The organism is Mariniflexile sp. (assembly GCF_052728615.1).
Map to the genome: position 1 here is coordinate 36,706 of NZ_JBFVFE010000001.1, position 23,882 is coordinate 60,587.

Sequence of the window (23,882 nt, forward strand, 5' to 3'; positions counted from 1 at the left end):
ATGGAAGCAATAGTTGAAAATAAATATACCTATAAGGATTTTGAAAGCAATCAAGAAGTAAGGTGGTGCCCAGGATGCGACGATTATGTTATTTTACGTTCCATGCAGAAAGCCCTCCCAGAAATGGGCGTTAAAAAAGAAGATGTCGTGTTTATTTCCGGTATTGGGTGTTCATCCAGATTCCCTTATTACATGGATGTCTATGGGATGCATAGCATCCACGGTAGAGCACCTGCCATCGCAACCGGTGTAAAATTAGCAAACCCTAGTTTAAGTGTTTGGGTCATTACTGGCGATGGCGATTCCATGGCCATTGGCGGCAATCATTTTATTCATGTATTGCGTCGAAACATCAATTTAAACATCATCCTTTTTAACAATGAAATTTATGGCTTGACCAAAGGTCAGTTTTCTCCAACCTCATTAATAGGGCAAAAAACAAAATCGTCGCCTTACGGAAATACACAACCCCCTTTTTCGCCAGGTGAACTGGCCATAGGGGCACAAGCACGTTTTTTTGGAAGAATAGGAGGTAACACCCCAAAGGAAATGACCCAAATGTTTATTGATGCCGAAAAATTTAAGGGCACTTCTTTAATTGAAGTGCTTCAAAATTGCGTAATTTTCAATGATGGGTGCTTTACACAATATACCGATAAAAATGTAAGGGAGGATAAGCAGTTATTTGTTGAACACGGAAAACCAATGGTGTTTGGAAAAAACAAAGACAAGGGGCTTGTTTTAAACAGATTGAAATTAGAAGTCGTAACCCTAGGGGAAAATGGCATAACAGAAAAAGACCTATTAGTGCACGATGCCAAAGAACAAGACCCTACGTTGCACCAAATGTTGGTTAGATTGCAGTATCCGTTAGTAACCGGCATTATAAGAAGTTGCGATGATATAACATTGGAAGAACGCGAAGATGTGTTAACCGCCGAGGTTAAATCTAAATCGAAATTCAGAAAAACGGATGATTTGTTTTTCTCTGGGGATATTTATGAAATTAAATAAAAAAGGTATATAAATGGGATCAGAAGCTATCATTGTATTTTTACTTGCCGGAATTGTATTGGTTGCCGGGGCAAATTTTATGTCGAACATGATTTCCCATAAATCAGACAATCCTCAAAAACGAGAGCCTTATGAAAGCGGGATGACCACCATTGGGTCAACTTGGGTCCAATTTAAAGTAGGGTATTATCTCTTTGCTATTTTGTTTTTAATCTTTGATGTTGAGGTGGCTTTTTTAGTGCCTTGGGCTGTTGTTTTTAAGGATTTTGGAGCCATTGGCTTTATTGAGATACTCGTTTTCTTATTTATTTTATGTTTAGGGTTAATGTATGCATGGAAAAAAGGAGCATTAAAATGGGAATAGACGACAAAAAAAGGTACCTCTCTGAAGTACAGGACAGAGACCATAAATTTCCAGAAGATTTTCCCGGAAAAGTTATTCCGGCAGGAAATGGCGCCAACGTAATTGTTACCTCATTGGACAAAATAATCAATTGGGGCCGATCAAATTCACTCTGGTCCCTTTATTTTGGAACCAGTTGCTGCGCTATTGAAATGATGCAAACCGGGGCCGCTCGACATGACTATTCTAGGTTTGGTTTTGAAGTAGCACGACCTTCACCAAGACAGGCCGATCTAATTATTATTGCAGGAACCATTGTAAATAAAATGGCTCCGGTATTACGTCGTTTGTACGATCAAATGGCAGAACCAAAATACGTCATTGCCATGGGGGCTTGTGCCATTTCCGGCGGCCCATTTTTCTATAACACCTATTCGGTAGTGAAAGGAGCAGACCACGTAATTCCGGTCGATGTCTATGTGCCTGGTTGCCCACCAAGGCCCGAAGCACTTTTAGAAGGCATGTTGATGCTTCAGGATAAAATTAGAACCGAAAGCATGAAACATAAAGAAAATCCTATTGACGGATTTGATGAAGGTAAATAAATAAGAAGTTATGACCAATGAAGCGTTACAAAGCTTAATAAGCAGCTGGATTCCAGATTTAGAATTTTCTGAAGAAGCATCTCAATTTTTAAATATAACTGTTTCGCCAGAAAACCTTCATCAATTAATGACGGATTTAAGGCATAATAAGGAAACAAGTTTTGATTATTTATTCTGTTTAAGTGGCGTTGACTGGCAACCGGAAATAGGGGTTGTATATCATTTGGAATCAACAAAATATCGACATATCGTAGTTGTAAAAGTTAATGCTGAAGATAGAGAAAATCCAAAACTGGATTCTGTTTGCGATATATGGAGAACGGCAGAATTTCATGAGCGTGAAGTGTTTGATTTCTTCGGAATAACATTCAATAACCACCCCAATTTAAAACGTTTGTTTTTAACCGATGAATGGGAAGGGTTTCCACTAAGAAAGGATTATGAAGACGATATTAATATGGTTATTAAATAGATGGTTATGGAAGAAGTACTGGTTAATAACAACTTTAAATCGGAAGAATATTTTATTAACATGGGGCCACAGCATCCGGCAACTCATGGTGTTTTAAGACTATTGTTAACCATAGATGGCGAAATTATTAAAAAAGTGGATCCAGATTTGGGGTACATACATCGATCCATTGAAAAAATGTGTGAGCGAGATAGCTACCAGCAAATTGTGCACCTTACAGACAGAATGGATTATCTGTCTTCGCATATAAATAACGAAGCGGTTTGTTTAACCGTGGAAAATGCCCTTCAATTGGAAATTCCAGACCGCGTAAAAGTTGTTAGAACCATTCTTGGTGAGTTGACCAGAATTGCTTCCCATTGTTTGTGGTGGGGCGTCATGGGAATGGATGTTGGTGCATTGACAACCTATTTTTATGGGTTTAGGGACCGGGAAATGATCAATGACATTTTTGAGGAAACCTGTGGTGCCAGATTGACCATGAACTATAATATTCCCGGTGGTTTAATGTTTGATATCCACCCAAATTTTGTTAAAAGGACCAAAGCGTTTATGGCTCATTTTAAAACGAAATTACCAGAGTACGATACTTTGTTAACGGGCAACGTCATCTTTCAAAAAAGAACCAAAGGTGTAGGGGTCTTAACTAAAGAAGATGCCATTTCATTCGGGGCTTCCGGTCCTGTTGGTCGTGCTTCCGGATATTCTTGCGATGTTAGAAAGCACCATCCATATAGTGCTTATGGTCAAGTGGCCTTTAAAGAAGTCCTTAAAAACGAGGGCGATACGTTTGCAAGATATCAAGTGAGGATTCAGGAAATGTGGGAATCTATGTCAATCATTGAACAATTGATTGATAACATTCCGGAAGGAGACCATAAAGTTCCTACCAATGCTGTTATAAAATTACCAAAGGGTGAATTTTATCAAAAAGTAGAAACCGCACGTGGTGAGTTAGGGGTTTATATTATTAGCACGGGCACCAAAAATCCGTATCGCGTTAAGTTCCGTTCTCCAGGGTTTTCCAATTTATCATTACTGAACCATATTGCAGTGGGCGGAAAAATTGGGGATTTAGTGGCATCCATGTCAACCCTAGACCTTGTAATACCAGATATTGACAGATAACATGAGCGCAATGAATATAGCATTAAGCATAACAAAAACAATTCAGGATTGGCTTATTAATATGATGCCCGAAGGCGTTGCAAGCATTGTTGCAATGGTTTTGGTGGCCTTGATTTATTTAGTGATTTTTGCTGTTGCCGGATTGTATTTGGTGCTTTTAGAGCGGAGAGTGGCTGCTTGGTTTCAATTGCGAATTGGACCCAATAGAGTAGGGCCTTTAGGATTGTTGCAAACCATGGCAGATGCCTTGAAGTTAGTTTCCAAAGAATTGACAGGCACCGTAAAAGCAGATAAATTTTTGTACAATTTGGCACCTTACTTTGTAATTGTATCGTCACTCATGGCATTGGCAGTGTTTCCGTTTACCCAAGAGTTTCAAGCATTTGATATTAATATTGGTATTTTCTTCCTAATGGCCATTTCTTCTATTGGTGTAATTGGTATTTTATTAGGGGGTTGGAGTAGTAATAACAAATTCGCACTTATTGGGGCAATGCGAAGTGGTGTTCAAACCATAAGCTATGAATTGTCTATTGGAATGTCCTTGATAACCATGATATTGTTAACGGGAACCTTACAATTATCAGAAATTGTTGAAACGCAAAAAGAGGGTTGGCTTATTTTACAAGGCCATGTGCCCGCTATTATAGCATTTATGGTATATATAATTGCTGGAACAGCAGAAACCAACAGAGCCCCTTTTGATATGGTTGAAGCAGAATCTGAGCTTGGTGCCGGTTTCCATACAGAGTATTCAGGAATGAAATTTGCCTATTTCTTTTTAGCTGAGTTTATAAACATGTTCATTATTGCAGCCATTGCAACCACCGTTTTTTTCGGAGCTTGGTTGTCGCCTTTCGGGATTACAGAATCTATTCCATGGCTAGGCGTTTTTTGGTTTTTGGGCAAAACATTGGTGTTGGTGTTTTTAATGATGTGGTTTAGATGGACATTCCCTCGTTTGAGAGTGGATCAGTTATTGACGCTTGAATGGAAATACTTGTTACCAATCAATTTGGTCAACATACTTATAATGGCAATAATTGTTTGGTTGAACTTAACCATTAAATTTTAGAGGCATGAGTTATTTATCAGATATATATCACGGAATAAAAACACTGCTAACTGGTATGGGTGTTACCGGAAAGTATTTTTTAACCTCTCGAAAAGGCGCCATCACGCAACAATATCCTGATAACAGGGACACCTTGAAGATGTTTGAACGGTTTCGTGGTGAAGTCGTCATGCCGCACGACGAAAACAATGAACACCAGTGCACAGGCTGTCAGAAATGCGAAATAGCGTGCCCCAATGGAAGCATTGAAATAATCTGGGACAGAGGTATTGATGAAGAAACAGGTAAAAAGAAAAAGAAAATAGATAAACACATTTATCATTTAGGATTGTGTACCATGTGCGGTTTGTGCATTGAAGCCTGTCCTACTGATGCCATTATCTGGGCACAGAATTATGAGAACTCAACGTATGATAGAACCCAACTTACAAAAGTTTTAAATAGACCGGGGTCCAAAGTCAAAGCTGGTATAGAAGATTAAGAATATGGAAAAATATATATTTTACATTATATCGTTAATAATTGTGGCATTTGCCGTGGCCTCGGTAACCAGCCGTAAAATGCTTCGCTCCGTTATTTACCTATTGTTTGTTTTGTGCGGGATAGCCGGTATTTATTTCTTGATCGATTACAACTTTTTAGCTGCTATCCAACTTACAGTATATGCAGGAGGCATCATTGTTCTTATTATTTTTTCCGTATTACTGGTACATCACATTGAAATGGAACTGGAAGTAGCAAAACCCTTAAGAAAATTTCTAACGGGGGCATTGTGTTTAGTAGGCCTTGGCATTTTCTTGTACACCATCTATAACAACGATTTTAACGTTGTAGAAAACCAGATAACCACCACTACGGCCGATATAGGGGGTAAATTGTTAAGCTATGGTGCAGGTGGATTCATTTTGCCGTTTGAGGTAGTGAGCGTATTGCTTTTAGCTACCATGATCGGGGCTATAGTTATAGCAAAAGGAAAAAAACTAACCGATAAAAATGACCGTTCATTATGATAGCCGGTATTAGCATATACGAGATTTTAACCGTAACATCCATCCTGTTTTTTATTGGTATTTACGGTTTTATAACACGAAAAAACCTTATTTCCGTATTGATTTCTATTGAATTGATATTAAATGCATCGGTAATAAATTTTGTTGCCATAAACAAATATTTATATCCGGATATGTTGCAAGGTATTGTTTTCTCAATTTTTATTATAGCAGTTGCGGCTGCCGAAACAGCCTTGGCAGTATCAATAATAATAAATTTATATAGGCAAATCAGTTCTGTTGAGGTTAAAGACACTGAAATAATGAAGTATTAACAATTATAACATGAACCACAAAGTACACGAACCTACATGAAGGTGGAAGATTATAAACTGGGATTTTTGATAGATTTCAATGTTAATCTTTTAAAACACGGTATTGAACGGGGAATCAATGGAGCGCTGTGAACTTTGCGAAAAACCTTGTGCCCTTTGTGGTTAAAAAAAGAATAGTTTAAATATGAATACAGCATATATAATATTAATTCCATTGGTTCCACTGGCAATTTTTTTATTGCTTGGAATTAATTATAAAAAAATCAAACCTGCAATCTCTGGATATATAGGTGTTTTTGGATTGTCTCTTTCTACAATCCTATCGTTTTACGCTGCCTATCAGTATTTTTTTATTAGCGAAAAAATTGATGGGGCATTTCAAACTTTTGTTAAAAAAACAGTTTGGTTAAATTTTACCGAAACCTTACATATTGATGTAGGAATTTTGATAGACCCTATTTCCATTTTAATGCTTATCATAGTATCCACAGTGTCATTAATGGTACATATTTATAGTAGAGGCTATATGAAAGGCGATGAAGGCTACACCAAGTTTTTTGCCTTTTTAAGCCTGTTTTCCTTTTCAATGTATGGCTTGGTTTTAGCTACCAATCTCTTTCAAATTTATATTTTCTGGGAGTTGGTAGGTGTTTCATCTTATTTGTTAATAGGCTATTATTACAAAAAACCTTCGGCCATTGCCGCAGCAAAGAAAGCGTTTATTGTAACCCGTTTTGCTGATTTGGGTTTTTTAATAGGAATTTTGGTAATGAGTTATTATACAGGAACATTCGATTTTGAAACCCTAAATAACCCGGAAGGGAGTGCTATTCTAAATTGGGCATCTACCTCGTTTATGGGGCTATCTGCAATTACTTGGGCATTGATTTTAATATTTATGGGGGGTGCAGGTAAATCGGCCATGCTACCATTTCATATTTGGTTGCCAGATGCCATGGAAGGCCCTACGCCTGTTTCTGCCTTAATTCACGCAGCAACCATGGTGGTTGCTGGCGTATATCTGGTTGCTAGATTGTTCCCCATGTATTACTTTGTGGAAAACGGTTTTGTATTAAATATAGTGGCCTATGTTGGTGCAATTTCAGCATTGTTTGCTGCCATTATTGCCATTACCCAAACCGATATTAAACGTGTTTTGGCTTTCTCTACGATGTCTCAAATTGGATACATGATGCTGGCTTTAGGTGTTTCTGGTTATGATGGGCATCATGGCGTTGGCTATATGGCTTCTATGTTTCATTTGTTTACACACGCCATGTTTAAAGCCTTGTTGTTTTTAGGAGCAGGCTCTGTAATTCATGCTGTCCATAGTAATTATTTGAAAGATATGGGCGGATTGCGTAAATACATGCCTATAACAAATATCACTTTTTTAATCGCCGCTTTAGCAATAGCGGGAATCCCTCCTTTTTCAGGTTTTTTTAGTAAGGATGAAATTTTATTGGCTGCATTCCAACACAATAAACCTATTTACTATATAGGCGTTTTTGTGGCAGGATTAACAGCTTTTTATATATTTAAAATTTATTTTGGTATGTTTTGGGGAAAAGACAAAGTGTATGGGCATACACCCAAAGAGTCTCCTTTATCAATGACATTGCCACTTCTATTTTTAGCACTTGTCAGTATTTTTGGTGGGTTTATTCCATTCAGCAAATTTATATCACCTGATAAAGTAGGATTTGAATCACATTTAAATTACACTTTGGCAGCCATAGCGGTAGCTGTTGGATTGACCGGAATTGTATTGGCATGGATATTTTATAAAAAGGAAAACAGCTTATCAGATCGATATGCTTCTGCATTTGGGCCATTGTACAAATGGGCCAGTGATAAATTCTATTTTGATGAAATTTATTTGTTCATCACAAAGAAAATTTTGTTCAAGCGTGTATCGTCACCAGTGGCAAAATTTGACAAAAAATATGTTGATGGTACTATGGAAGGTATTGGTAATAAAACGGTTTTACTTTCAAAGTCCATAAAAGGAATGCAATCCGGTAAGTTTCAAGACTATGGGTTTTCATTTGTTATGGGAGCTGTCATTGTTGCATTGGTGTTTATTTATTTATGGACGAATTAAACAAGTTAAATAACAAATGCAATAAACAAATATCAAATAATATTTGGGTTTTATTATGTATGTTTTGAAAATTATTTAGAAAAAATCAATATGGATATTTTATCACTTTTTATCACTGTGCCCATTATAACCATTTTAGCCTTAGTGTTTACTAAAGGGCTAAAAAATGCGCGCTTCATTTCTATGGTGGGAGGCATGGTCCAACTGGGGATGGCTATTAATTTAGTTTTTGCGTATTTTAAAGAACGTACGGTAAATACTGATATTATGGTGTTTACAAAAGATGTTGTTTGGTTTAAAAATTTTAATATCCATTATAATATTGGCGTTGATGGCGTTTCAATTGCATTACTGTTATTAACTACCATAGTTGTATTGGCAGGTGTATTTATTTCATGGAAAATGAATGAGCTGCCCAAAGAATTTTTCATCGCACTCATTGTACTCTCAATAGGCGTTTACGGATTCTTTATTTCTATTGATTTGTTTACTTTATTCGTTTTCTTTGAAATTGCGGTCATACCAATGTATTTGTTAATTGGTATTTGGGGATCCGGACCAAAAGAGTACTCTGCAATGAAATTAACGTTAATGTTAATGGGTGCTTCGGCTATTTTATTGGTGGGTATTTTAGGGATCTATTTTAATTCAAATGCCGATGGTGGCGAATTAACTTTTAATATTTTACAAATCGCCCAGGTAAACATCCCAATTGAAGCTCAAAAATTGTTTTTCCCCTTGGTTTTTATTGGTTTCGCTGTTATAAGCGCTTTATTTCCATTTCACACTTGGTCTCCCGATGGCCATTCCTCAGCACCAACAGCGGTATCTATGTTGCACGCGGGTGTTTTAATGAAATTAGGGGGTTATGGCGTGTTTAGAGTGGCCATGTATTTGTTGCCAAAAGGCGCTTTGCACTGGTCGTGGTTCTTTATTGTTCTGGCAACCATTGGGGTTATCTATGGTGCGTTCAGCGCCATTAAGCAAACCGATTTAAAGTATATTAACGCATACTCCTCTGTGAGCCATTTAGGCATGGTATTATTTGCCTTGTTAATGCTTAACAAAACCGCTTGGAACGGTGCCATATTGCAATCACTGTCTCACGGGTTTATGACTGCTCTTTTCTTTGCCTTAATTGGAATGATTTACGGCAGGACGCATACCAGGGATATTTATAAACTAGGAGGCTTGTTAAAAGTGATTCCATTCATTTCAGTAATTTATGTAATTGTTGGTTTAGCTTCCTTGGGGCTACCGGGATTGAGTGGTTTTATTGCCGAAATGACCATTTTTGTAGGAGCGTTTCAGCACGAAGCGTTATTTTACAGGGTTTCAACAATTATTGTAATTTCAGCAATTGTGGTTACCGCCGTTTATATTTTGCGAGCTGCAGGCATTATGTTGATGGGACCGGTACGGAATGATGAATTTCTAACGTTGGAAAAAGCAACCTGGTACGAAAAAACAGGTGTTTTTCTATTGTTAATTCCCATAGTGGGCATGGGAGTTGCACCTCTTTGGTTAAGCGATATGATCATGGAAAGTTTACAACCTTTTATTCAAGGGGTATTATAAATTTAAATAGATAACTAAAATGAACTTTAGTGGTTTTTTATTAATGAGGCAAGAGATTATCCTACTTACTATTATTTTATTGTTGGTAACGGCTGAAATAGCCATATCAAAAACCAAAAAACATAGTATGGTCCATTTGGCTATATTTTTATTTGGAATACATACCATCGTTGGTTTTTTTGCCATGGAGACAAGCAGTTTGTTTGGAGGCATGTTTAGGACCAATGCACTCATACATTTCTTTAAAAATGTTCTCAATGTTGGGGTTCTTATATTATTGCTTCAGTCGGCAGACTGGTTGCAAGAGAAAATAGTTAACCAAAACAGAGGGACAGAATTTTTCATTCTCTTGTTTTCTTCGTTATTGGGAATGTATTTTATGATTTCCTCTGGTGATTTCTTAATGTTTTATTTAGGCTTGGAATTGTCCACATTACCGGTTGCGGCCTTGGCCGCTTTTGAAGTGACCAAAAGAATATCCAGTGAAGCGGGTATTAAGTTAATATTGTCAGCTGCGTTGGCATCTGGCGTCTCTTTGTTTGGAATTTCTTTATTATATGCCAGTTCAGGATCTATTTATTTTGATGATATGATGACTATGGTTTCATCTACCAACTTAACCCTATTGGGGCTTGTTCTGTTTTTTTCTGGGTTATCCTTTAAAATATCCTTGGTGCCATTTCATTTCTGGACGGCTGATGTGTATGAAGGTGCTCCAATTAGTATAGCATCATACCTTTCAGTCATTTCAAAAGGAGCTGCAGTTTTTATACTCATGATTTTATTGTTTACCGTATTTAAAACTTTAATGCACGTTTGGGAGAATTTGGTTTATGCCATTGCAATCGTAACCATGTTCACAGGTAATTTGTTTGCATTGCGCCAACAAAACATGAAACGCTTTTTGGCATTCTCGTCCATAGCCCAGGCAGGATTTATTCTGTTAGGATTAATCAGTGGAACACAACTTGGAACGGCAACCATTGTTTACTTTGTATTGGTTTACATCTTTTCCAATTTAGCGGCATTTGGTGTGGTACAGGCTATTTCCTTAAAAACCGGGAAAGAAAACATGAATGATTATGAAGGTTTGTACAGGACCAACCCAAAATTAAGCATGGTAATGATGCTTGCCTTATTCTCTTTAGCGGGAATTCCACCGGTTGCAGGTTTTTTTGGTAAGTTTTTCTTATTTGTTGCCGCCGCCAGTAAAGGCTATTATTTGCTTGTTTTCATTGCTGTGGTAAATGTAACTATTTCATTGTATTATTATTTATTGGTTGTTAGGGCCATGTTTTTACGAAAAAGCGATCAAGCCATTCCGTATTTTAAAAGTAAATTATATATGAGGTTAGGGCTTTTGGTAACCGTGGCTGGTATTTTGGTTTTAGGCTTGTATAGCCCTATATATGATTATATTTTTGAATTAAGTAGAATTTTTAATTAATACATTATGCCATTATCAGGAAGTCACATGTTTGGAAGTATTGATGAAACAAGAGTTACTTTTGTTGAAAAAGGCGTTTCTGGAGACCGTAGGGATTTTTTAAAAAAACTGTTGGAATACAATGGTTTTGAAGTTATAATTCAAGAAGATAAAAAGAAAGCAGAAGAAGAGCCCCAATTATATACCGTAGCGGTAACCGATATGGTTTTTAACCCAACCATTTGGGTTTTTGAACGAAAACTTAAAACTTTGGATGGCCATAAAGTGACCCAAGATTATTGGAATCAAAAAACACAAAGTACCAATCCACACTATTGGAATAATGGCGACAAGAAGAAGCTTTAGCAATTGCTAACTAGATTTCCAATTAAATTTTCCGCTTTTTAAAGTCCGAAAAGCATAATGATAATACGGTTTCACGCATATTTATTGCTTATAAGTCTATTAATCCTATAAGAATTATAGGAAATACATTTGCTTTTAAAAAATTTAGTGTTATTTTTGTTGCACTTTCTTTTAAAGAACCAAGAATTTAAAAGAACAGCAGTTTTAACATTGAATTACCATAGTTGCTTAATAGGATGATAGATATTAAAATAAACATTACAGATAGAAACGGTAATAAACACGAGGTTTCAGCGCCAACCGATATGGCAATGAACCTTATGGAAGTAGTTAGGTCTTATGAGCTGGCGCCCGAAGGTACCATTGGCGTTTGCGGCGGAATGGCCATGTGCGCATCGTGCCAATGCTATGTATTGAGCAACACTGAATTACCTGAAATGTCCGATGATGAAGAAGCGATGCTTTCTGAAGCTTTTGATGTAAAGGCAAATAGTCGTTTAGGTTGCCAAATACAAATGACGCCGGGTTTGAACGGATTGGAAGTAGAGTTAGCCCCCGAGTGTTAAATTCCTGCAACCTGTGCTGAACCTGTTTCAGTAAGGCAGGAATCCCATCATTGAATAATCTAAATTTTATTTAAGCAATTTGGGCAGGTTACCACAGGGGTCGTGCTTTCCCCCCTTACAAGTCCTCGCTCCTCAGTCGCTGTGGGCTTTCCTGTCCAATCCCTAAGGCAAAACCAACCGTATTTTCAGGTAATAGAAAATTATTTATTATTAATAATGCCTATTTTTTCATTTTGAATGTCATCTTTAGAACTGCAACCGTAAATAAAAATTGACAACACGAAGATTAAAAGGGTGTTTTTCATCTGTTTATATTTCTTATTAGATATAAAAAACCCAATTTGGTTGCGTCCATTACCCAGGGCAAACGCCTTTAAAAAATGTTCTTATATGACCCATGATAAACTCCTTTATGTAATGGTTTTTTGCTTTGTGCATCTCAGTGCAATAGCTGTAACACAAAGGCCTACAAAACATTACACGTCCCGATGGCTCCTATCGGGACCACAAAGATCATTAAGTCCATAAAAGCGTTTGCCCTGTCCCGTTAGGGACTTCATTTGGGTAGTGGCATATCAATACGCTGGGTTTTCTGTGCCTTTAGGTATAGGATGGGAAAGCGGATTTTAAAACAATGCCATACATGAAATCAGATTGCAAATATCCTTCTTTAAATGCTGCCCTATGTCGTACCTAAAGGCACGAATCCACTCCTCGATATAACTGCCGCTACCCAAATGAAGTCCCTAAAGGGACATGGATGATGGAAAAAGCAACATGGTTATGGTTTTAATCTAAATAATTCCCCGACGGTTCTACCTCGGGGTTTCCGAATTTACCTCCCCTTCGGGGAGGTCGGAATTGCCTTTTCGCAATTCCGGGTGGGACAAAATATAATCCCGAAAGCTTTCGGGACGGTTTTTGGCCCCAAGACCAAAATGATCCCGATAATTATCGGGACGGCAAAATACCTCTATGGCCCGATAGCTATCGGGACTGCCTGGAGGATAGTCGGTTTCAAGAAATTTTTTAATGTAAAAATAAGTTCCTTTCCAGGTACTAAAGTTGTTGTTCAGTTTTCTTTCACCGAACAACCTGAATTTGACATAAAACAACCGAATATCAACTACATACGCTATTGTGGGGAGGCTCTTCCGATCTATCGGGACCACAAAGATTATTAAGTCCATAAAAGCGTTTGCACTGAGTTGCTTAGCACCGCTACGTAACTAAAAAAAAGTAAAAATGGGTGCAAAAGGATAATTTTTTAGTCAATCCAAAAACTTTAAATGAGTTTATATTAAAGACTGTTAAGCGAGGTATTTAAATCACTTTTTTAATAACCCGTAGTTTATGGGTATGCATTTTTCTATCTACATTATAAATACCGGAATGGTCCAGTCTATCTATTCTAACCTTTCCGTGGGCGTGAATAATGTAGTTGTCGCCCATAATAATGCCTACATGGGTAATGATGCCTTCGTCGTTATCAAAAAACGCTAAATCCCCGGGTTCGCTTTCTTCAATAAAACTTAAGGGTTCGCCCTGTGTGGCTTGCTGCGAAGCATCGCGCAACAATTTATAGCCGTTAAGTTTGTAAACCATTTGGGTAAACCCAGAGCAATCAATACCAAAAGGGGTTTTTCCACCCCATAAATAAGGGGAGTTTAAGTATAAAAAGGAAGTTTTAATCAGGTCTTCTTTAGGTTTTTTACCTTCTGTACTATGGCCATCGTGCGTGTGGTTTAAAATAGACAAACCATTTAATGAGGTGCCCAATAGAATGGGGTGCAGTTGTTTATTGGTGTCTTCAATAAACTCCACTAAATCCAAAGAAAGTTTAGGGGATTCTTTGTGTACTGTTTTGTATTGGTCTTCGGTTATTTCAACGTATTGTTTGTTATCAATCCAACCTTCATATCCATCAAAACCCAACCTGATTTTGCTCCAATTTTTACGCTGTTCTAAAATTTTAAAGAAATCGCCATATAACACTTGCGACACCAATTCACTTTTATCAGAAGCATCCAATCTTAAAGGAACAATGCTCAGATTACAAATTCCGTATTGCATAAGCTTATTGTCTATTATCTATTTTCATTGATTATTTTAAAAATGTCAATAAGTAACTTGTTCATAGGCGAATGAAAATTTTAAAAAGGATATCATAATCAATAAATAATAAAAATAAAAAATCAAGTAAGTTCAATAATAATTGCAGAGGCACCACCACCACCGTTACAAATGGCAGCAGCACCAATTTTCGCATTGTTTTGCTGTAAAACATTCAATAAAGTTATAATAATACGAACACCCGAACACCCCAGTGGATGACCGAGCGATACTGCACCACCATTTACATTGACGTTAGAGTCGTTAAGTCCTAAAATTTTCATGTTTGCTAAACCAACCACAGAGAATGCTTCGTTGAACTCAAAAAAATCGACATCCTTTATGGTAATTCCGGCTTTTTCCAAAGCTTTTGGTAAGGCTTTGGCAGGTGCTGTGGTAAACCATTCGGGCTCCTGTGCAGCATCGGCATAACTTTTTATGGTTGCCAGTGGTTTTAAACCGAGCTCCAATGCTTTTTCTTTGCTCATTAACACGATGGCTCCCGCGCCATCATTAATGGTGGAAGCATTGGCGGCAGTTACGGTGCCGTCTTTTGTGAAAGCCGGTCGTAATTGCGGTATTTTATTTAAAATAACGTTCGTGTACTCTTCATCTTTAATAACAATAATAGGTTCACCTCTGCGTTGTGGCACTTCAACAGGCACTACTTCATTGTTAAATTTACCGGTTTCCCAAGCCGCCGCAGAACGTTTGTAGGATTGAATGGCAAACGCATCTTGCTCTTCACGCGAAAATTTATATGCTGTAGCACAGGCATCTGCACAAACACCCATGGCATTTTGGTCGTAAGCGTCCACCAGTCCGTCTTTTTGCATGCCATCAATTAATGTGGTTGGTCCGAATTTTGTACCCGTTCTTGCGTATAAATAATGGGGAATCAAACTCATGTTTTCCATACCGCCGGCAACCACAACATTTGTGTCGCCCAGGGCAATGCTCTGTACCGCTTGCATGACCGCTTTCATGCCCGAAGCACAAACTTTGTTAACGGTTGTGCAAGGCACGGTATTTGGAATTCCTGCATATATGGCAGCTTGTCTTGCTGGTGCTTGACCGGTTCCTGCTTGTACCACGTTGCCCATTATAACTTCATCGACCAATTCAGGGTTTAAATTGATTTTATTTAAAGCACCTTTAATGGCAATAGCACCAAGTTGAGGTGCAGGAATTGTTGATAAGGCGCCCATAAAACTGCCAATAGGGGTCCTGGCGGCAGAAACAATAACTACTTCTTTGTTCATTATTAAAAGTCTTAATCTTACTATTTGCGAAAATAATCATTTTTTAGGAAAAATAAGAGCGATTCATTCATTGAACTGGTTTAAACTTATAATTTTATTACATTTGGTTTCCTTAATCTTTTAAATGGAAGACTTTATAAATAAATTATATAGAAACCATTCCTTTATTTATAAAGGGCTGTTGTTTATCTCTACTACTTTTTTAATCGTGTATTTATTTCCTAAAAGCGGAAAATTCAAGTACAGTTTTGAAAAGGGCAAACCTTGGCAATCGGAAGTTTTATTGGCCCCTTTTGATTTTGCGATAAGAAAAACCAATGAAGAGTTAGATCTTGAAAAACAAGGAGTTACAGATAATTCCGTTCTGTATTTCAATCTTGACAATACGGTTGAAGCTAGGGTAAAAAGCGATTATAGTGAACAGTTTAAAAAGGTTTTTTCAGACTCAATCCCTAAAAAAACACTTAATAATTTATATAAGGTAGGGCAGGAAATCATTTCTGGGTTTTATGCGTTTGGCGTATTAAATGAAACCTATGGGTTTAAGGAAGATCGGACCGTTGCCATTCTTGACGGTCGCGTAAAAAAACAAGATGGGTTTTTTAAGGATTTGATACAACAAGATGCTATTACGGCTGAAATCAATAAAGTATTATTAAAAAATAATTTAACAACTTATAAAACAGATTACGTATCGTTATTTTTTGATCTGATCGCACCTAGTTTAACATTCAATAAATCGTTTACGGAAAAAGCTTTGCAAGAAGATTTGGATAAAATAACTTTTGCAAGAGGCAATGTTGAAAAAGGCACTTTATTAATTGCTAAAGGAGAAGTGATTGATGCTGAAAAGTATCAGATTTTAAAGTCGTTGCAATCAGAATACGAATCGCAGGTTTGGAGTAAATCAAATTATAACTGGATCATATTTGCCTATACTATTTTAGTAGCGTTGGCATTGTTGATGCTGCTATTGTTTTTGCGAAAGTACCGGATAGAAGTGTTTGAAAACAATACCAAAGTTACCTTTATTTTCTTTAATGTTTTTTTGATGATATTTATAACAACCTTGGTTATAAATTACGATTCGAAATTTGTTTATGTAGTGCCCATTTGCATTTTGCCATTAATATTTAAAGCCTTTTTTGATGCCCGTTTGGGTATGTTTGCCCATGTAATTACCGTATTGCTTTTAGGGTTTATAGTACCCAATAGCTACGAATACATGTTTCTTCAAATTTTGGCAGGTATTGTAACAATTCTAACGGTTTCAGAATTGTACAAACGCGCCAATCTGTTCATTTCGGTAGGGCAGATTACCCTCATTTATATTATTGCCTATTTTGCCTTTTTTGTAATCCATGAAGGAAGTGTTGAGGGCATGAAATGGGAAATGTATATATGGTTTGTATTAAGTGGATTGGCAACCTTGTTTGTTCAGCCTTTAATTTATGCCTATGAAAAGATTTTCGGATTGGTTTCAGATGTATCCCTTTTGGAATTGTCCGATACAAATTCCAGATTGCTTAAAGAGCTATCCAATAAAGCTCCGGGAACATTTCACCATTCTTTAAACGTTGCAAATCTTGCTGAAGCTTCTGCAAACGAAATTGGTGCAAATGCCATGTTGGTTAGGGTAGGGGCTTTGTACCACGATATTGGTAAAATGAAAAACCCAACCTATTTCATTGAAAACCAATCGACAGGAATCAATCCGCATGACGAACTATCATCAAAGGAAAGTGCAAGAATAATCACTTCGCATGTTATTGATGGTATTGAAATTGCCAAAAAAAATAATCTACCAGATAGAGTTATAGATTTTATACGAACGCACCATGGCACTAGCGTGGTGTATTATTTTTATATGCAAGAGAAGAAGGATTTCAACGAAGTGGATAAAATAGATTTTAGCTATCCCGGACCGAAACCTTTTAGTAAGGAAACGGCTATTTTAATGATGTGCGACAGTGTTGAAGCGGCCTCTAAAAGTTTAAAAGAACCCACATCAACGAAAATAGATGCATTCGTTGAAAGTATTTTAGACAGACAAATTGAAGAAGGCCAATTTTTGAATGCAAATATCACTTTTAAAGAGATTCAATCCATAAAAAAAGTGTTAAAGCACAAGCTTGCAAACATTTACCATTTGCGGATAGAATACCCTGAATAATATATAAAAAAAGTAAATAAAATAGTTGCGTTCTTAGTAAGTATAGATTACATTTGCAACCGCAATTTTATTGCACAAGTTCATATTAAAATTAAGGAGAGGTGCCTGAGTGGTTAAAGGAGCAGTTTGCTAAACTGTCGACGGGTAACTGTCGCCTGGGTTCGAATCCCAGTCTCTCCGCATTGATAAAAAATTAAATGACTTTGGAATTTGGTTTTTTTTTTTAAATTAGAAATTTAAGTTCGCAAGAACTTTTTTCGGGGTGTAGCGTAGCCCGGTTATCGCGTCCCGCCCTTGTCGGGAAGGTCGCAGAGAACGAAACGCAATGAAATTGAAAGTATTTCGGGGTGTAGCGTAGCCCGGTTATCGCGCCTGCTTTGGGAGCAGGAGGTCGCAGGTTCGAATCCTGCCACCCCGACTAATTATAGTATCAATCTATAACAAAAACCTGTTAATCGTATGATTTTCAGGTTTTTCTGTTTTTAAGAATATCATAAGAATTGATATGTTTTGATTAAAAATGTCAACAAATCGGATAACAAATTAAAATTTCAAAAAGTGTTGACCAGATTTATGACCAACGGTCTGCTAATCAATAAATAAATGTATCTTTATAAGTGATTTGACTTTCGTCTGATAACAACGAATTATTGTTAACTAAAAGACGAAATAATGAAAACATCTACCACCTTCAGTATTTTGTTCTGGGCGGACTTCTCCAGGGCAAAAAATGACCAAGCATCTATTTACGCAAGAATTACGGTAAATGGCAAGCGAGCTACCATCAGTCTAAAACGAAAAGTTTTGGTTACTGATTGGGATGTCCATAAAAACAGAGCTCGGGGAACAAACCAAAAATCCAGAATTCTAAACAGCTATTTAGATGAAACCTACAATCATCTTTTTAAATGCTATCGTGATTTAATGGCCGAACATAAGTTGATTACTTCACAAGCTGTTAAAGCTAGATATTTCGGTAATGACGAAAATAATCGCTCCATTATTGATATTATAAATTACCATAATGAAGATATGGTAAGTAAATTAAAGTGGGGAACACAAAAGAACTACTTCACTACGCAAAAGTATATTTCTAAATTTCTTTTGAAATCCTATAAGACCTCAGACCTTTATTTACGAGAACTCGATTATCACTTCATCATAAAATTTGAGAAATATCTTAGAGGATATGTACCCACGGACCATCAAAAACCAATGGGCAACAATACCGTGATGAAGCATATTGAGCGTTTTAGAAAATTGATAAACCTATCATTTAAATTGGGTTGGATAGAACGCGATCCCTTTATCAATTTCAAATCCAAATTTATTAAAAACGAAAGAAGGTTTTTAAGCCTCGAAGATCTTCAAGAGATAGAAAATAAAATATTTACCATTCCTAGACTGGAATTGGTAAAGGATTTATTTGTTTTCAGTTGCTATACCAGTTTAAGTTATATCGATGTTATCCACTTGACTGCGGATAATATATGTATTGGAATCGATGGCGAACTATGGATTTATTATAGACGTGAAAAAACTACAAAACCAATACGAATACCCTTATTGCCAAAAGCATTGCAAATCATTGAAAAATATAAGAGCAATCGCAAATCTATGGCACAAGGAAGTATATTTCCTAAAATATCTAATCAAAAACTAAACTCCTATTTAAAGGAAATTGCCGATGTCTGCGGTATTAAAAAAAACCTCACATTTCACATCGCCAGACATACGTTCGCAACAACGATAACATTGAGCAATGGAATGCCTATTGAGACGGTTTCGAAATTATTGGGTCACTCCCGAATATCTACCACTCAAATTTATGCAAAGGTCATTGAACGCAAAGTAAGCGATGATATGCAAAAGCTAAGAACTCAATTTAAAGAGAAGGAAACTACACCAATTTCAAAAATAACCTCTCAAAATTTATAATACCACATAAAACAACAACAAAATGGAACTAGCCATAATTAAAAATAAAATTCACAATATTCAAGGAAACAAAGTTATTCTTGATTTTGACCTAGCTGAACTCTATGAAGTAGAAACTAGAGTACTAAAACAAGCGGTTAGACGTAACCTTAAACGTTTTCCGGATGATTTTATGTTTCAGCTTTCAAAAGATGAGTGGAAAGAGGTTATCACAAATTGTGATAACCTTCCAGAGAACATTAAATTTAGTCCTGCCACTCCGTTTGCCTTTACCGAACAGGGTGTGGCAATGCTTTCTAGCGTACTGAATAGCGACAAGGCGATTGACGTAAATATATCCATTATGCGTGCTTTTGTAGCTTTAAGACAGCATCTTACAGATTATAGCAACCTTAAAGAACATATTGCCAAGCTTGAAAAAGAAATGAACGTAAAGTTCAAGGATATTCATCAGGCAATGAATTATTTGCTACAAAAGGACAAAATGCAGATTGAACAGCAGAACCGAGAACGAATTGGTTTTAAAACTGGTAAGAAGAATTAGTACGCTAAGTTCTTTGTTGTGCGTTCATTTTTATTCCTCGTTAAGCAATTCTTGAAAACTTTCAATTTTTGCTTTTAATTCATCAAAGGTTATTATTTCTACATCTTTACTGTTACTTCTAGATAATTCAAAAGAATATCTCTGGTCTTCATCTAAATCTGCTAAGTTGCCAATTAGTACAATACATTTTGAATTAAAAGTTTCAAAATTCCCATTTTTCCTACTTTTAGCTTTTAAAGCATAAAATTCTTTTTGAAAATTATCTCTTTGATTCAAAACTTGAGCAGTTGAACCAGAAAGGTCTTTCGAAATGCTATAAACATCTTCTCCGCGATAGGAACTGTTCTCAACAAGTTTTGTTTTATGTGTCTTGATTTCTAAAAAAGAAACATTATCGCTAAGGCTATTTTTTATTAAGAAGTCATTCATTTTTCCATTTTTGTTATCAAGACTTTTGCCTCCAACATATGCTTCTCTTTGGTACAGGATTATTGGTTGAGCAAAAATTGAAGAAAAGACCCAACTATTTTCTTGTAGAAATACTTGCCAATGTTTTTCAAGACTTTCTCCATCTGTAACCAATGAGAATAATTCATTAAATCGTTCTATTGTTTTTTGAATAAATTTACTATCAACAATCTCTTTTGTTTTCGCTAAGGATTCTTTACTCAAAAAATCTGTTCCTATTGAAAGTTTGTCAAATAAATCTTGTATTGCTTTTTTATCTCCATCTGAGAATTCGTCTATAGAGTTTCCCCAACTTGATAATGATGAAGCAAGAGCATTTGCTATATAAGTCTTTTCGGGTTTGTCAATTATTTTTGGGAAAAGACTATTTAAAGTCAATTGTAAAACAAAATCTACTTCTGAACGATTCTTCTTGTAAATTGCACTAAATGAATCTTGTAACTCTTGTAGGCTAGTTTCATTTAGATAAAGTACTTTATTTGTTACGTCTAATTCTGTTTGCCCCTTTTTTTCTATAATTACTTCTTTGACTTCATAAGTTTCATCAATAAAATAAGTAAATGGATTTAAAGTTTTAGTAAAACCCCAACCATATGATACAGCTTTTACAACTCCAATTGGTAATTTACCACCAAATCCCAAGTATGTGAATTTTTTGATAAACTTGTATTTTTCGCCACCTTCAAACCCTCTTGGGTAATGAATTACTTTATCAGTTTTTTTAAATAATTCTTTTGAAATTTGATTAATTCCAGCTTCTGTATCGTGATAATGCCAAACTTGTTTTGATACCAAGTTTCGTTCTATTTTTTCTCCTTTAAATTCTTTCGGCATAGTTCTTAGGTAATTTTTGGTCAAATGAGGTACAATTTGTTAAACCTGTAACAAATATACTTTTTTTACTCTAAACTGAATTGCCAAGTAGTTTTCAAATTCTGCTCTCCAAAACCACCTTTCGACTCCCTTTCAATTCCTTCAGCTCCAGCATCAGTTTTTCGTTATCTCCTAATACGAATTTTGGAATCACATATACAAAGCATTGACTTTCTCCTTCAGTAATGGAATATGGCATTTTGTGTTTGTAAATCACTTCTTGTCGTAATCTTTGGTAAGAGGCTTTTCGTTTGTTGTTGCCGTTAGTTCTATACACATTTAGGTAGTCGATTTCAAAATCTATTCTGGATTTGTTCTTGACCTCTATAACCAAATACACTTCGGAAGCATCATATGCCATTTTTTGCAATTGTAGTTTGATACCTTTTTTGCGTTTGGTTTCAAGACGTTCAAAGTTGGATTTTAATAAGTATTCGCTGAATTTTTGAAAATGTGTTATCCTATTGGCATAATCATTTAATGGTTTAGTAATGGGTTTGTCCTTTGTTTTTTTCGGAAGCTCGCTACCAATGCTTTCATTTTTATTGATAAAATAATTTAGTTCTGGAAGTTTTTCAGAATACTTCAAAATATAAGAATAAACGCTACCATCACTTGTAACGGTCAATAGGTTGCTTTCCGTTCCAGGCTTTGCCTGTAACAATCCAAAGTATTGCTCTTTCTCACGATTATACGTGAATACAAAATGGGATGCTCCCGTAATCCCTTGTCTAATAGGATTTGGAAAAAACAGGGCAACGTTCTTCTGGTCGTTGGCGTAAATGGTATCGAGAGGTTGCTGTGCAATTATTGACATTGAAAAAGCCAGCGATAAAAATGTGATTAAAATTTTCATAAGTATATGTTTTAATTAATTGCCCTTTAAGGGCTTTTTATAATAGTAAGTTTAGTAACTGCCCATCATAGGCTTTCCTTGGTATTTGGTTTTAGGCATTCTTAAAATGAGTTTGTAATTATCGGTTATCGTAACCTTTACATTTTTATGGTTACGTTGGAATATTTTCTTGAAACCGCTTACCTGAGGTACACCAGTAATATTAATGTCGTCCACCATATCTCCAACGATTTCATTGGTAACTTCGGCTCTAAAACTGTTTTCAACATAAATCCCTTCGCTACCATCTTGAAAATCATAGGCTTTCAATTTTACTGGTTGATGATTGATGTTCTCAATATCTATGATTGTGCGATTGGGTTTAAAATCAACAAATCCATAAATAGGCGTATTCTTGGAATAGCGTTGTCCATAAATGGTAGCATCTTTTATCAACCGCATTTGCAAACGATAATTGGTTTTGACGGTCTGTGTGCCATCTACCCGCACATATATAAACTCATCAGTATTTTTTGAATTCAAATCATCATTTTCAATGGGATGGGAAGCAAAAAAGAGTTGATGCTCCAAAGCACGTTCTTTGGCTTCGACATTCTTTTCTTGTTCTTCAATAGCATCCGTTGTGTCTTTTTCCTTCTCAACAGTTGGTTTCGGTGGATGGTATCTGGGATTGATATTTTCAAAGGTTCTTTCCGAGTATCTAATCTGTCCTTGTTGGTAAATGCTATCTACCATCTGCATTTTTTTCTTGTCCAATAAATCGGGGTCATATACGCCTGTGGAATCCAACAAGCTTTCATCATAAATGCTGGGTGCGTTGGTCTCCCTAACTTCCTTTAAATCGTTTAGGGCATCCAATTTGGAATCATATTCTTTTTGGCCGTCCTCCAATTCCGGTACGGGAATCTGGTTGTTCTCTATGGTCGGTTCTTCGTCATCGCCTAATACCAGCATTGCATATCCTCCTATAAAAAGCAGGATGCATACCAGCACAATGGAAAAGACTATTTTATTTTTTTCTACTTTCATAATTATCTAGTTTTCGTAAAGTGCTTTCAAAAAAATTGGTAATCAGTAATCCGTGAGTGTTGTTGGGAAAGTTTCTGTCAACGTGAATCAAATTTCCCGTGGTGGTCAACTCATAAGTGTCTGTAATAGTTCCTCGATTGATTTCAAAAATGGTTTTCGTTTCAAACTTGTAGGGTTCGTTTTGAATATCAACTTTGGATTCTATATTCAATACTTTTTGAACCAACGAATATTGCAACAAACGGTTATAAACTCCATCGGCTTTTTTCTGTCGGTACAGAGCATCTACGGAACTATTGCCCAACCACAATGCCTTCTCCAAGTTCTTTTCGTAATTGCTGGCATCTATATTATAGAAATAGGTATGAAACAACTCCAATTGTGCCAAGACTTCAACTTTTAAATTTTCTTGTTGAGATACCAGTTTCAAGGGAATTACACTACCATCAGTATTGACCACAAAAGCATTATTGACCGTTTCTTTATGCAGTTTTATGACCATCAGTACGGAAATAATGCACGTTAGCACCGCTCCAATAACGACGGTCAATACTATAAAGCGATTGAGCTTTAAGATGTTGTAAATATTCTTATATGGTGTTTTCATTTTTTCTATGATTGATAAT

At 36.2% G+C, this 23,882-nt stretch carries 23 protein-coding genes and 2 tRNA genes; 19 read left to right on the forward strand and 6 right to left on the reverse strand.

Going from position 1 to position 23,882, the window contains the following annotated elements; all coding sequences use genetic code 11:
* The 14 genes from ACU1LP_RS00185 (at position 1) to ACU1LP_RS00250 (ending at position 12,001) form a co-directional block, all read left to right on the forward strand.
* The gene (locus ACU1LP_RS00185; protein WP_445734102.1) at positions 1-1,014 is read left to right on the forward strand and encodes a 2-oxoacid:ferredoxin oxidoreductase subunit beta; all 1,014 of its coding nucleotides are present in this window, start codon (positions 1-3) and stop codon (positions 1,012-1,014) included.
* A gap of 13 nt (positions 1,015-1,027) precedes the next feature.
* Entirely contained in the window at positions 1,028-1,378 is a 351-nt protein-coding gene (locus tag ACU1LP_RS00190; protein ID WP_445734103.1) for an NADH-quinone oxidoreductase subunit A, read from the forward strand.
* The gene (locus ACU1LP_RS00195) at positions 1,369-1,962 is read left to right on the forward strand and encodes an NADH-quinone oxidoreductase subunit B (RefSeq protein WP_445733105.1); all 594 of its coding nucleotides are present in this window, start codon (positions 1,369-1,371) and stop codon (positions 1,960-1,962) included. Before ACU1LP_RS00190 ends, ACU1LP_RS00195 begins: the two co-directional genes overlap by 10 nt.
* A gap of 10 nt (positions 1,963-1,972) precedes the next feature.
* Positions 1,973-2,434 (forward strand): NADH-quinone oxidoreductase subunit C, encoded by a 462-nt coding sequence (locus ACU1LP_RS00200; RefSeq protein WP_445733104.1) that lies wholly within the window; start codon positions 1,973-1,975, stop codon positions 2,432-2,434.
* 6 nt (positions 2,435-2,440) lie between these two features.
* On the forward strand, positions 2,441-3,562 hold the full coding sequence (locus ACU1LP_RS00205; protein ID WP_445734104.1) for an NADH-quinone oxidoreductase subunit D: 1,122 nt from the start codon (positions 2,441-2,443) through the stop codon (positions 3,560-3,562).
* 10 nt (positions 3,563-3,572) lie between these two features.
* Entirely contained in the window at positions 3,573-4,637 is a 1,065-nt protein-coding gene (nuoH, locus tag ACU1LP_RS00210; RefSeq protein ID WP_445734105.1) for an NADH-quinone oxidoreductase subunit NuoH, read from the forward strand.
* Positions 4,638-4,641: 4 nt separating this feature from the next.
* Complete coding sequence (locus tag ACU1LP_RS00215) at positions 4,642-5,118, forward strand: 4Fe-4S binding protein (protein WP_445734106.1); 477 nt, start codon at positions 4,642-4,644, stop codon at positions 5,116-5,118.
* Positions 5,119-5,122: 4 nt separating this feature from the next.
* Entirely contained in the window at positions 5,123-5,647 is a 525-nt protein-coding gene (locus ACU1LP_RS00220; RefSeq protein ID WP_445734107.1) for an NADH-quinone oxidoreductase subunit J family protein, read from the forward strand.
* Complete coding sequence (gene nuoK, locus ACU1LP_RS00225; RefSeq protein ID WP_445735234.1) at positions 5,644-5,961, forward strand: NADH-quinone oxidoreductase subunit NuoK; 318 nt, start codon at positions 5,644-5,646, stop codon at positions 5,959-5,961. Before ACU1LP_RS00220 ends, nuoK begins: the two co-directional genes overlap by 4 nt.
* 184 nt (positions 5,962-6,145) lie before the next feature.
* On the forward strand, positions 6,146-8,065 hold the full coding sequence (nuoL, locus tag ACU1LP_RS00230) for an NADH-quinone oxidoreductase subunit L (protein ID WP_445735235.1): 1,920 nt from the start codon (positions 6,146-6,148) through the stop codon (positions 8,063-8,065).
* Between the two features lie 90 nt (positions 8,066-8,155).
* Positions 8,156-9,643: a complex I subunit 4 family protein gene (locus ACU1LP_RS00235; protein WP_445735236.1), complete on the forward strand. Its 1,488-nt coding sequence runs from the start codon at positions 8,156-8,158 to the stop codon at positions 9,641-9,643.
* A 19-nt stretch (positions 9,644-9,662) separates the two neighbouring features.
* Positions 9,663-11,090, forward strand: coding sequence for an NADH-quinone oxidoreductase subunit N (locus ACU1LP_RS00240; RefSeq protein ID WP_445734722.1), 1,428 nt, complete (start codon positions 9,663-9,665; stop codon positions 11,088-11,090).
* Between the two features lie 6 nt (positions 11,091-11,096).
* The gene (locus ACU1LP_RS00245) at positions 11,097-11,435 is read left to right on the forward strand and encodes a hypothetical protein (RefSeq protein ID WP_445734723.1); all 339 of its coding nucleotides are present in this window, start codon (positions 11,097-11,099) and stop codon (positions 11,433-11,435) included.
* Between the two features lie 236 nt (positions 11,436-11,671).
* Entirely contained in the window at positions 11,672-12,001 is a 330-nt protein-coding gene (locus ACU1LP_RS00250) for a ferredoxin (protein WP_445734724.1), read from the forward strand.
* A gap of 1,323 nt (positions 12,002-13,324) precedes the next feature.
* On the opposite strand, the gene ACU1LP_RS00255 is transcribed toward ACU1LP_RS00250, so the two are convergent.
* A complete protein-coding gene (locus ACU1LP_RS00255; RefSeq protein WP_445732893.1) occupies positions 13,325-14,074 on the reverse strand; it encodes a C40 family peptidase in 750 nt (249 codons plus the stop codon).
* A 122-nt stretch (positions 14,075-14,196) separates the two neighbouring features.
* Positions 14,197-15,375: an acetyl-CoA C-acyltransferase gene (locus tag ACU1LP_RS00260; protein WP_445732892.1), complete on the reverse strand. Its 1,179-nt coding sequence runs from the start codon at positions 15,373-15,375 to the stop codon at positions 14,197-14,199.
* Positions 15,376-15,499: 124 nt separating this feature from the next.
* On the opposite strand from ACU1LP_RS00260, the gene ACU1LP_RS00265 reads away from it, so the two are divergent.
* From ACU1LP_RS00265 to ACU1LP_RS00285, 5 genes are all read left to right on the forward strand, one after another.
* Positions 15,500-17,548: an HD family phosphohydrolase gene (locus ACU1LP_RS00265; protein WP_445732891.1), complete on the forward strand. Its 2,049-nt coding sequence runs from the start codon at positions 15,500-15,502 to the stop codon at positions 17,546-17,548.
* Positions 17,549-17,643: 95 nt separating this feature from the next.
* A tRNA-Ser gene (locus tag ACU1LP_RS00270) sits at positions 17,644-17,728 on the forward strand.
* A 163-nt stretch (positions 17,729-17,891) separates the two neighbouring features.
* A tRNA-Pro gene (locus ACU1LP_RS00275) sits at positions 17,892-17,966 on the forward strand.
* Between the two features lie 254 nt (positions 17,967-18,220).
* On the forward strand, positions 18,221-19,486 hold the full coding sequence (locus tag ACU1LP_RS00280) for a site-specific integrase (protein WP_445735237.1): 1,266 nt from the start codon (positions 18,221-18,223) through the stop codon (positions 19,484-19,486).
* 22 nt (positions 19,487-19,508) lie between these two features.
* Complete coding sequence (locus tag ACU1LP_RS00285) at positions 19,509-20,030, forward strand: ORF6N domain-containing protein (protein ID WP_445733358.1); 522 nt, start codon at positions 19,509-19,511, stop codon at positions 20,028-20,030.
* Positions 20,031-20,060: 30 nt separating this feature from the next.
* On the opposite strand, the gene ACU1LP_RS00290 is transcribed toward ACU1LP_RS00285, so the two are convergent.
* The 4 genes from ACU1LP_RS00290 to ACU1LP_RS00305 form a co-directional block, all read right to left on the reverse strand.
* A complete protein-coding gene (locus ACU1LP_RS00290; RefSeq protein WP_445733357.1) occupies positions 20,061-21,332 on the reverse strand; it encodes a Shedu immune nuclease family protein in 1,272 nt (423 codons plus the stop codon).
* A gap of 94 nt (positions 21,333-21,426) precedes the next feature.
* Positions 21,427-22,227, reverse strand: coding sequence for a DUF4138 domain-containing protein (locus ACU1LP_RS00295; protein ID WP_445733356.1), 801 nt, complete (start codon positions 22,225-22,227; stop codon positions 21,427-21,429).
* A 51-nt stretch (positions 22,228-22,278) separates the two neighbouring features.
* On the reverse strand, positions 22,279-23,256 hold the full coding sequence (gene traM / locus ACU1LP_RS00300; protein ID WP_445733355.1) for a conjugative transposon protein TraM: 978 nt from the start codon (positions 23,254-23,256) through the stop codon (positions 22,279-22,281).
* Positions 23,237-23,863: a conjugal transfer protein TraK gene (locus tag ACU1LP_RS00305; protein WP_445733354.1), complete on the reverse strand. Its 627-nt coding sequence runs from the start codon at positions 23,861-23,863 to the stop codon at positions 23,237-23,239. The genes traM and ACU1LP_RS00305 overlap by 20 nt, the downstream gene beginning before the upstream one ends.
* Positions 23,864-23,882: the final 19 nt, after the last annotated feature.

Excerpts from the sequence above, each read along its gene's own strand:
- ACU1LP_RS00185 (WP_445734102.1), top strand. The coding sequence starts at position 1 with ATGGAAGCAATAGTTGAAAATAAATATACCTATAAGGATTTTGAAAGC.
- ACU1LP_RS00190 (WP_445734103.1), top strand. The coding sequence starts at position 1,028 with ATGGGATCAGAAGCTATCATTGTATTTTTACTTGCCGGAATTGTATTG.
- ACU1LP_RS00195 (WP_445733105.1), top strand. The coding sequence starts at position 1,369 with ATGGGAATAGACGACAAAAAAAGGTACCTCTCTGAAGTACAGGACAGA.
- ACU1LP_RS00200 (WP_445733104.1), top strand. The coding sequence starts at position 1,973 with ATGACCAATGAAGCGTTACAAAGCTTAATAAGCAGCTGGATTCCAGAT.
- ACU1LP_RS00205 (WP_445734104.1), top strand. The coding sequence starts at position 2,441 with ATGGAAGAAGTACTGGTTAATAACAACTTTAAATCGGAAGAATATTTT.
- nuoH (WP_445734105.1), top strand. The coding sequence starts at position 3,573 with ATGAATATAGCATTAAGCATAACAAAAACAATTCAGGATTGGCTTATT.
- ACU1LP_RS00215 (WP_445734106.1), top strand. The coding sequence starts at position 4,642 with ATGAGTTATTTATCAGATATATATCACGGAATAAAAACACTGCTAACT.
- ACU1LP_RS00220 (WP_445734107.1), top strand. The coding sequence starts at position 5,123 with ATGGAAAAATATATATTTTACATTATATCGTTAATAATTGTGGCATTT.
- nuoK (WP_445735234.1), top strand. The coding sequence starts at position 5,644 with ATGATAGCCGGTATTAGCATATACGAGATTTTAACCGTAACATCCATC.
- nuoL (WP_445735235.1), top strand. The coding sequence starts at position 6,146 with ATGAATACAGCATATATAATATTAATTCCATTGGTTCCACTGGCAATT.
- ACU1LP_RS00235 (WP_445735236.1), top strand. The coding sequence starts at position 8,156 with ATGGATATTTTATCACTTTTTATCACTGTGCCCATTATAACCATTTTA.
- ACU1LP_RS00240 (WP_445734722.1), top strand. The coding sequence starts at position 9,663 with ATGAACTTTAGTGGTTTTTTATTAATGAGGCAAGAGATTATCCTACTT.
- ACU1LP_RS00245 (WP_445734723.1), top strand. The coding sequence starts at position 11,097 with ATGCCATTATCAGGAAGTCACATGTTTGGAAGTATTGATGAAACAAGA.
- ACU1LP_RS00250 (WP_445734724.1), top strand. The coding sequence starts at position 11,672 with ATGATAGATATTAAAATAAACATTACAGATAGAAACGGTAATAAACAC.
- ACU1LP_RS00255 (WP_445732893.1), bottom strand. The coding sequence starts at position 14,074 with ATGCAATACGGAATTTGTAATCTGAGCATTGTTCCTTTAAGATTGGAT.
- ACU1LP_RS00260 (WP_445732892.1), bottom strand. The coding sequence starts at position 15,375 with ATGAACAAAGAAGTAGTTATTGTTTCTGCCGCCAGGACCCCTATTGGC.
- ACU1LP_RS00265 (WP_445732891.1), top strand. The coding sequence starts at position 15,500 with ATGGAAGACTTTATAAATAAATTATATAGAAACCATTCCTTTATTTAT.
- ACU1LP_RS00280 (WP_445735237.1), top strand. The coding sequence starts at position 18,221 with ATGAAAACATCTACCACCTTCAGTATTTTGTTCTGGGCGGACTTCTCC.
- ACU1LP_RS00285 (WP_445733358.1), top strand. The coding sequence starts at position 19,509 with ATGGAACTAGCCATAATTAAAAATAAAATTCACAATATTCAAGGAAAC.
- ACU1LP_RS00290 (WP_445733357.1), bottom strand. The coding sequence starts at position 21,332 with ATGCCGAAAGAATTTAAAGGAGAAAAAATAGAACGAAACTTGGTATCA.
- ACU1LP_RS00295 (WP_445733356.1), bottom strand. The coding sequence starts at position 22,227 with ATGAAAATTTTAATCACATTTTTATCGCTGGCTTTTTCAATGTCAATA.
- traM (WP_445733355.1), bottom strand. The coding sequence starts at position 23,256 with ATGAAAGTAGAAAAAAATAAAATAGTCTTTTCCATTGTGCTGGTATGC.
- ACU1LP_RS00305 (WP_445733354.1), bottom strand. The coding sequence starts at position 23,863 with ATGAAAACACCATATAAGAATATTTACAACATCTTAAAGCTCAATCGC.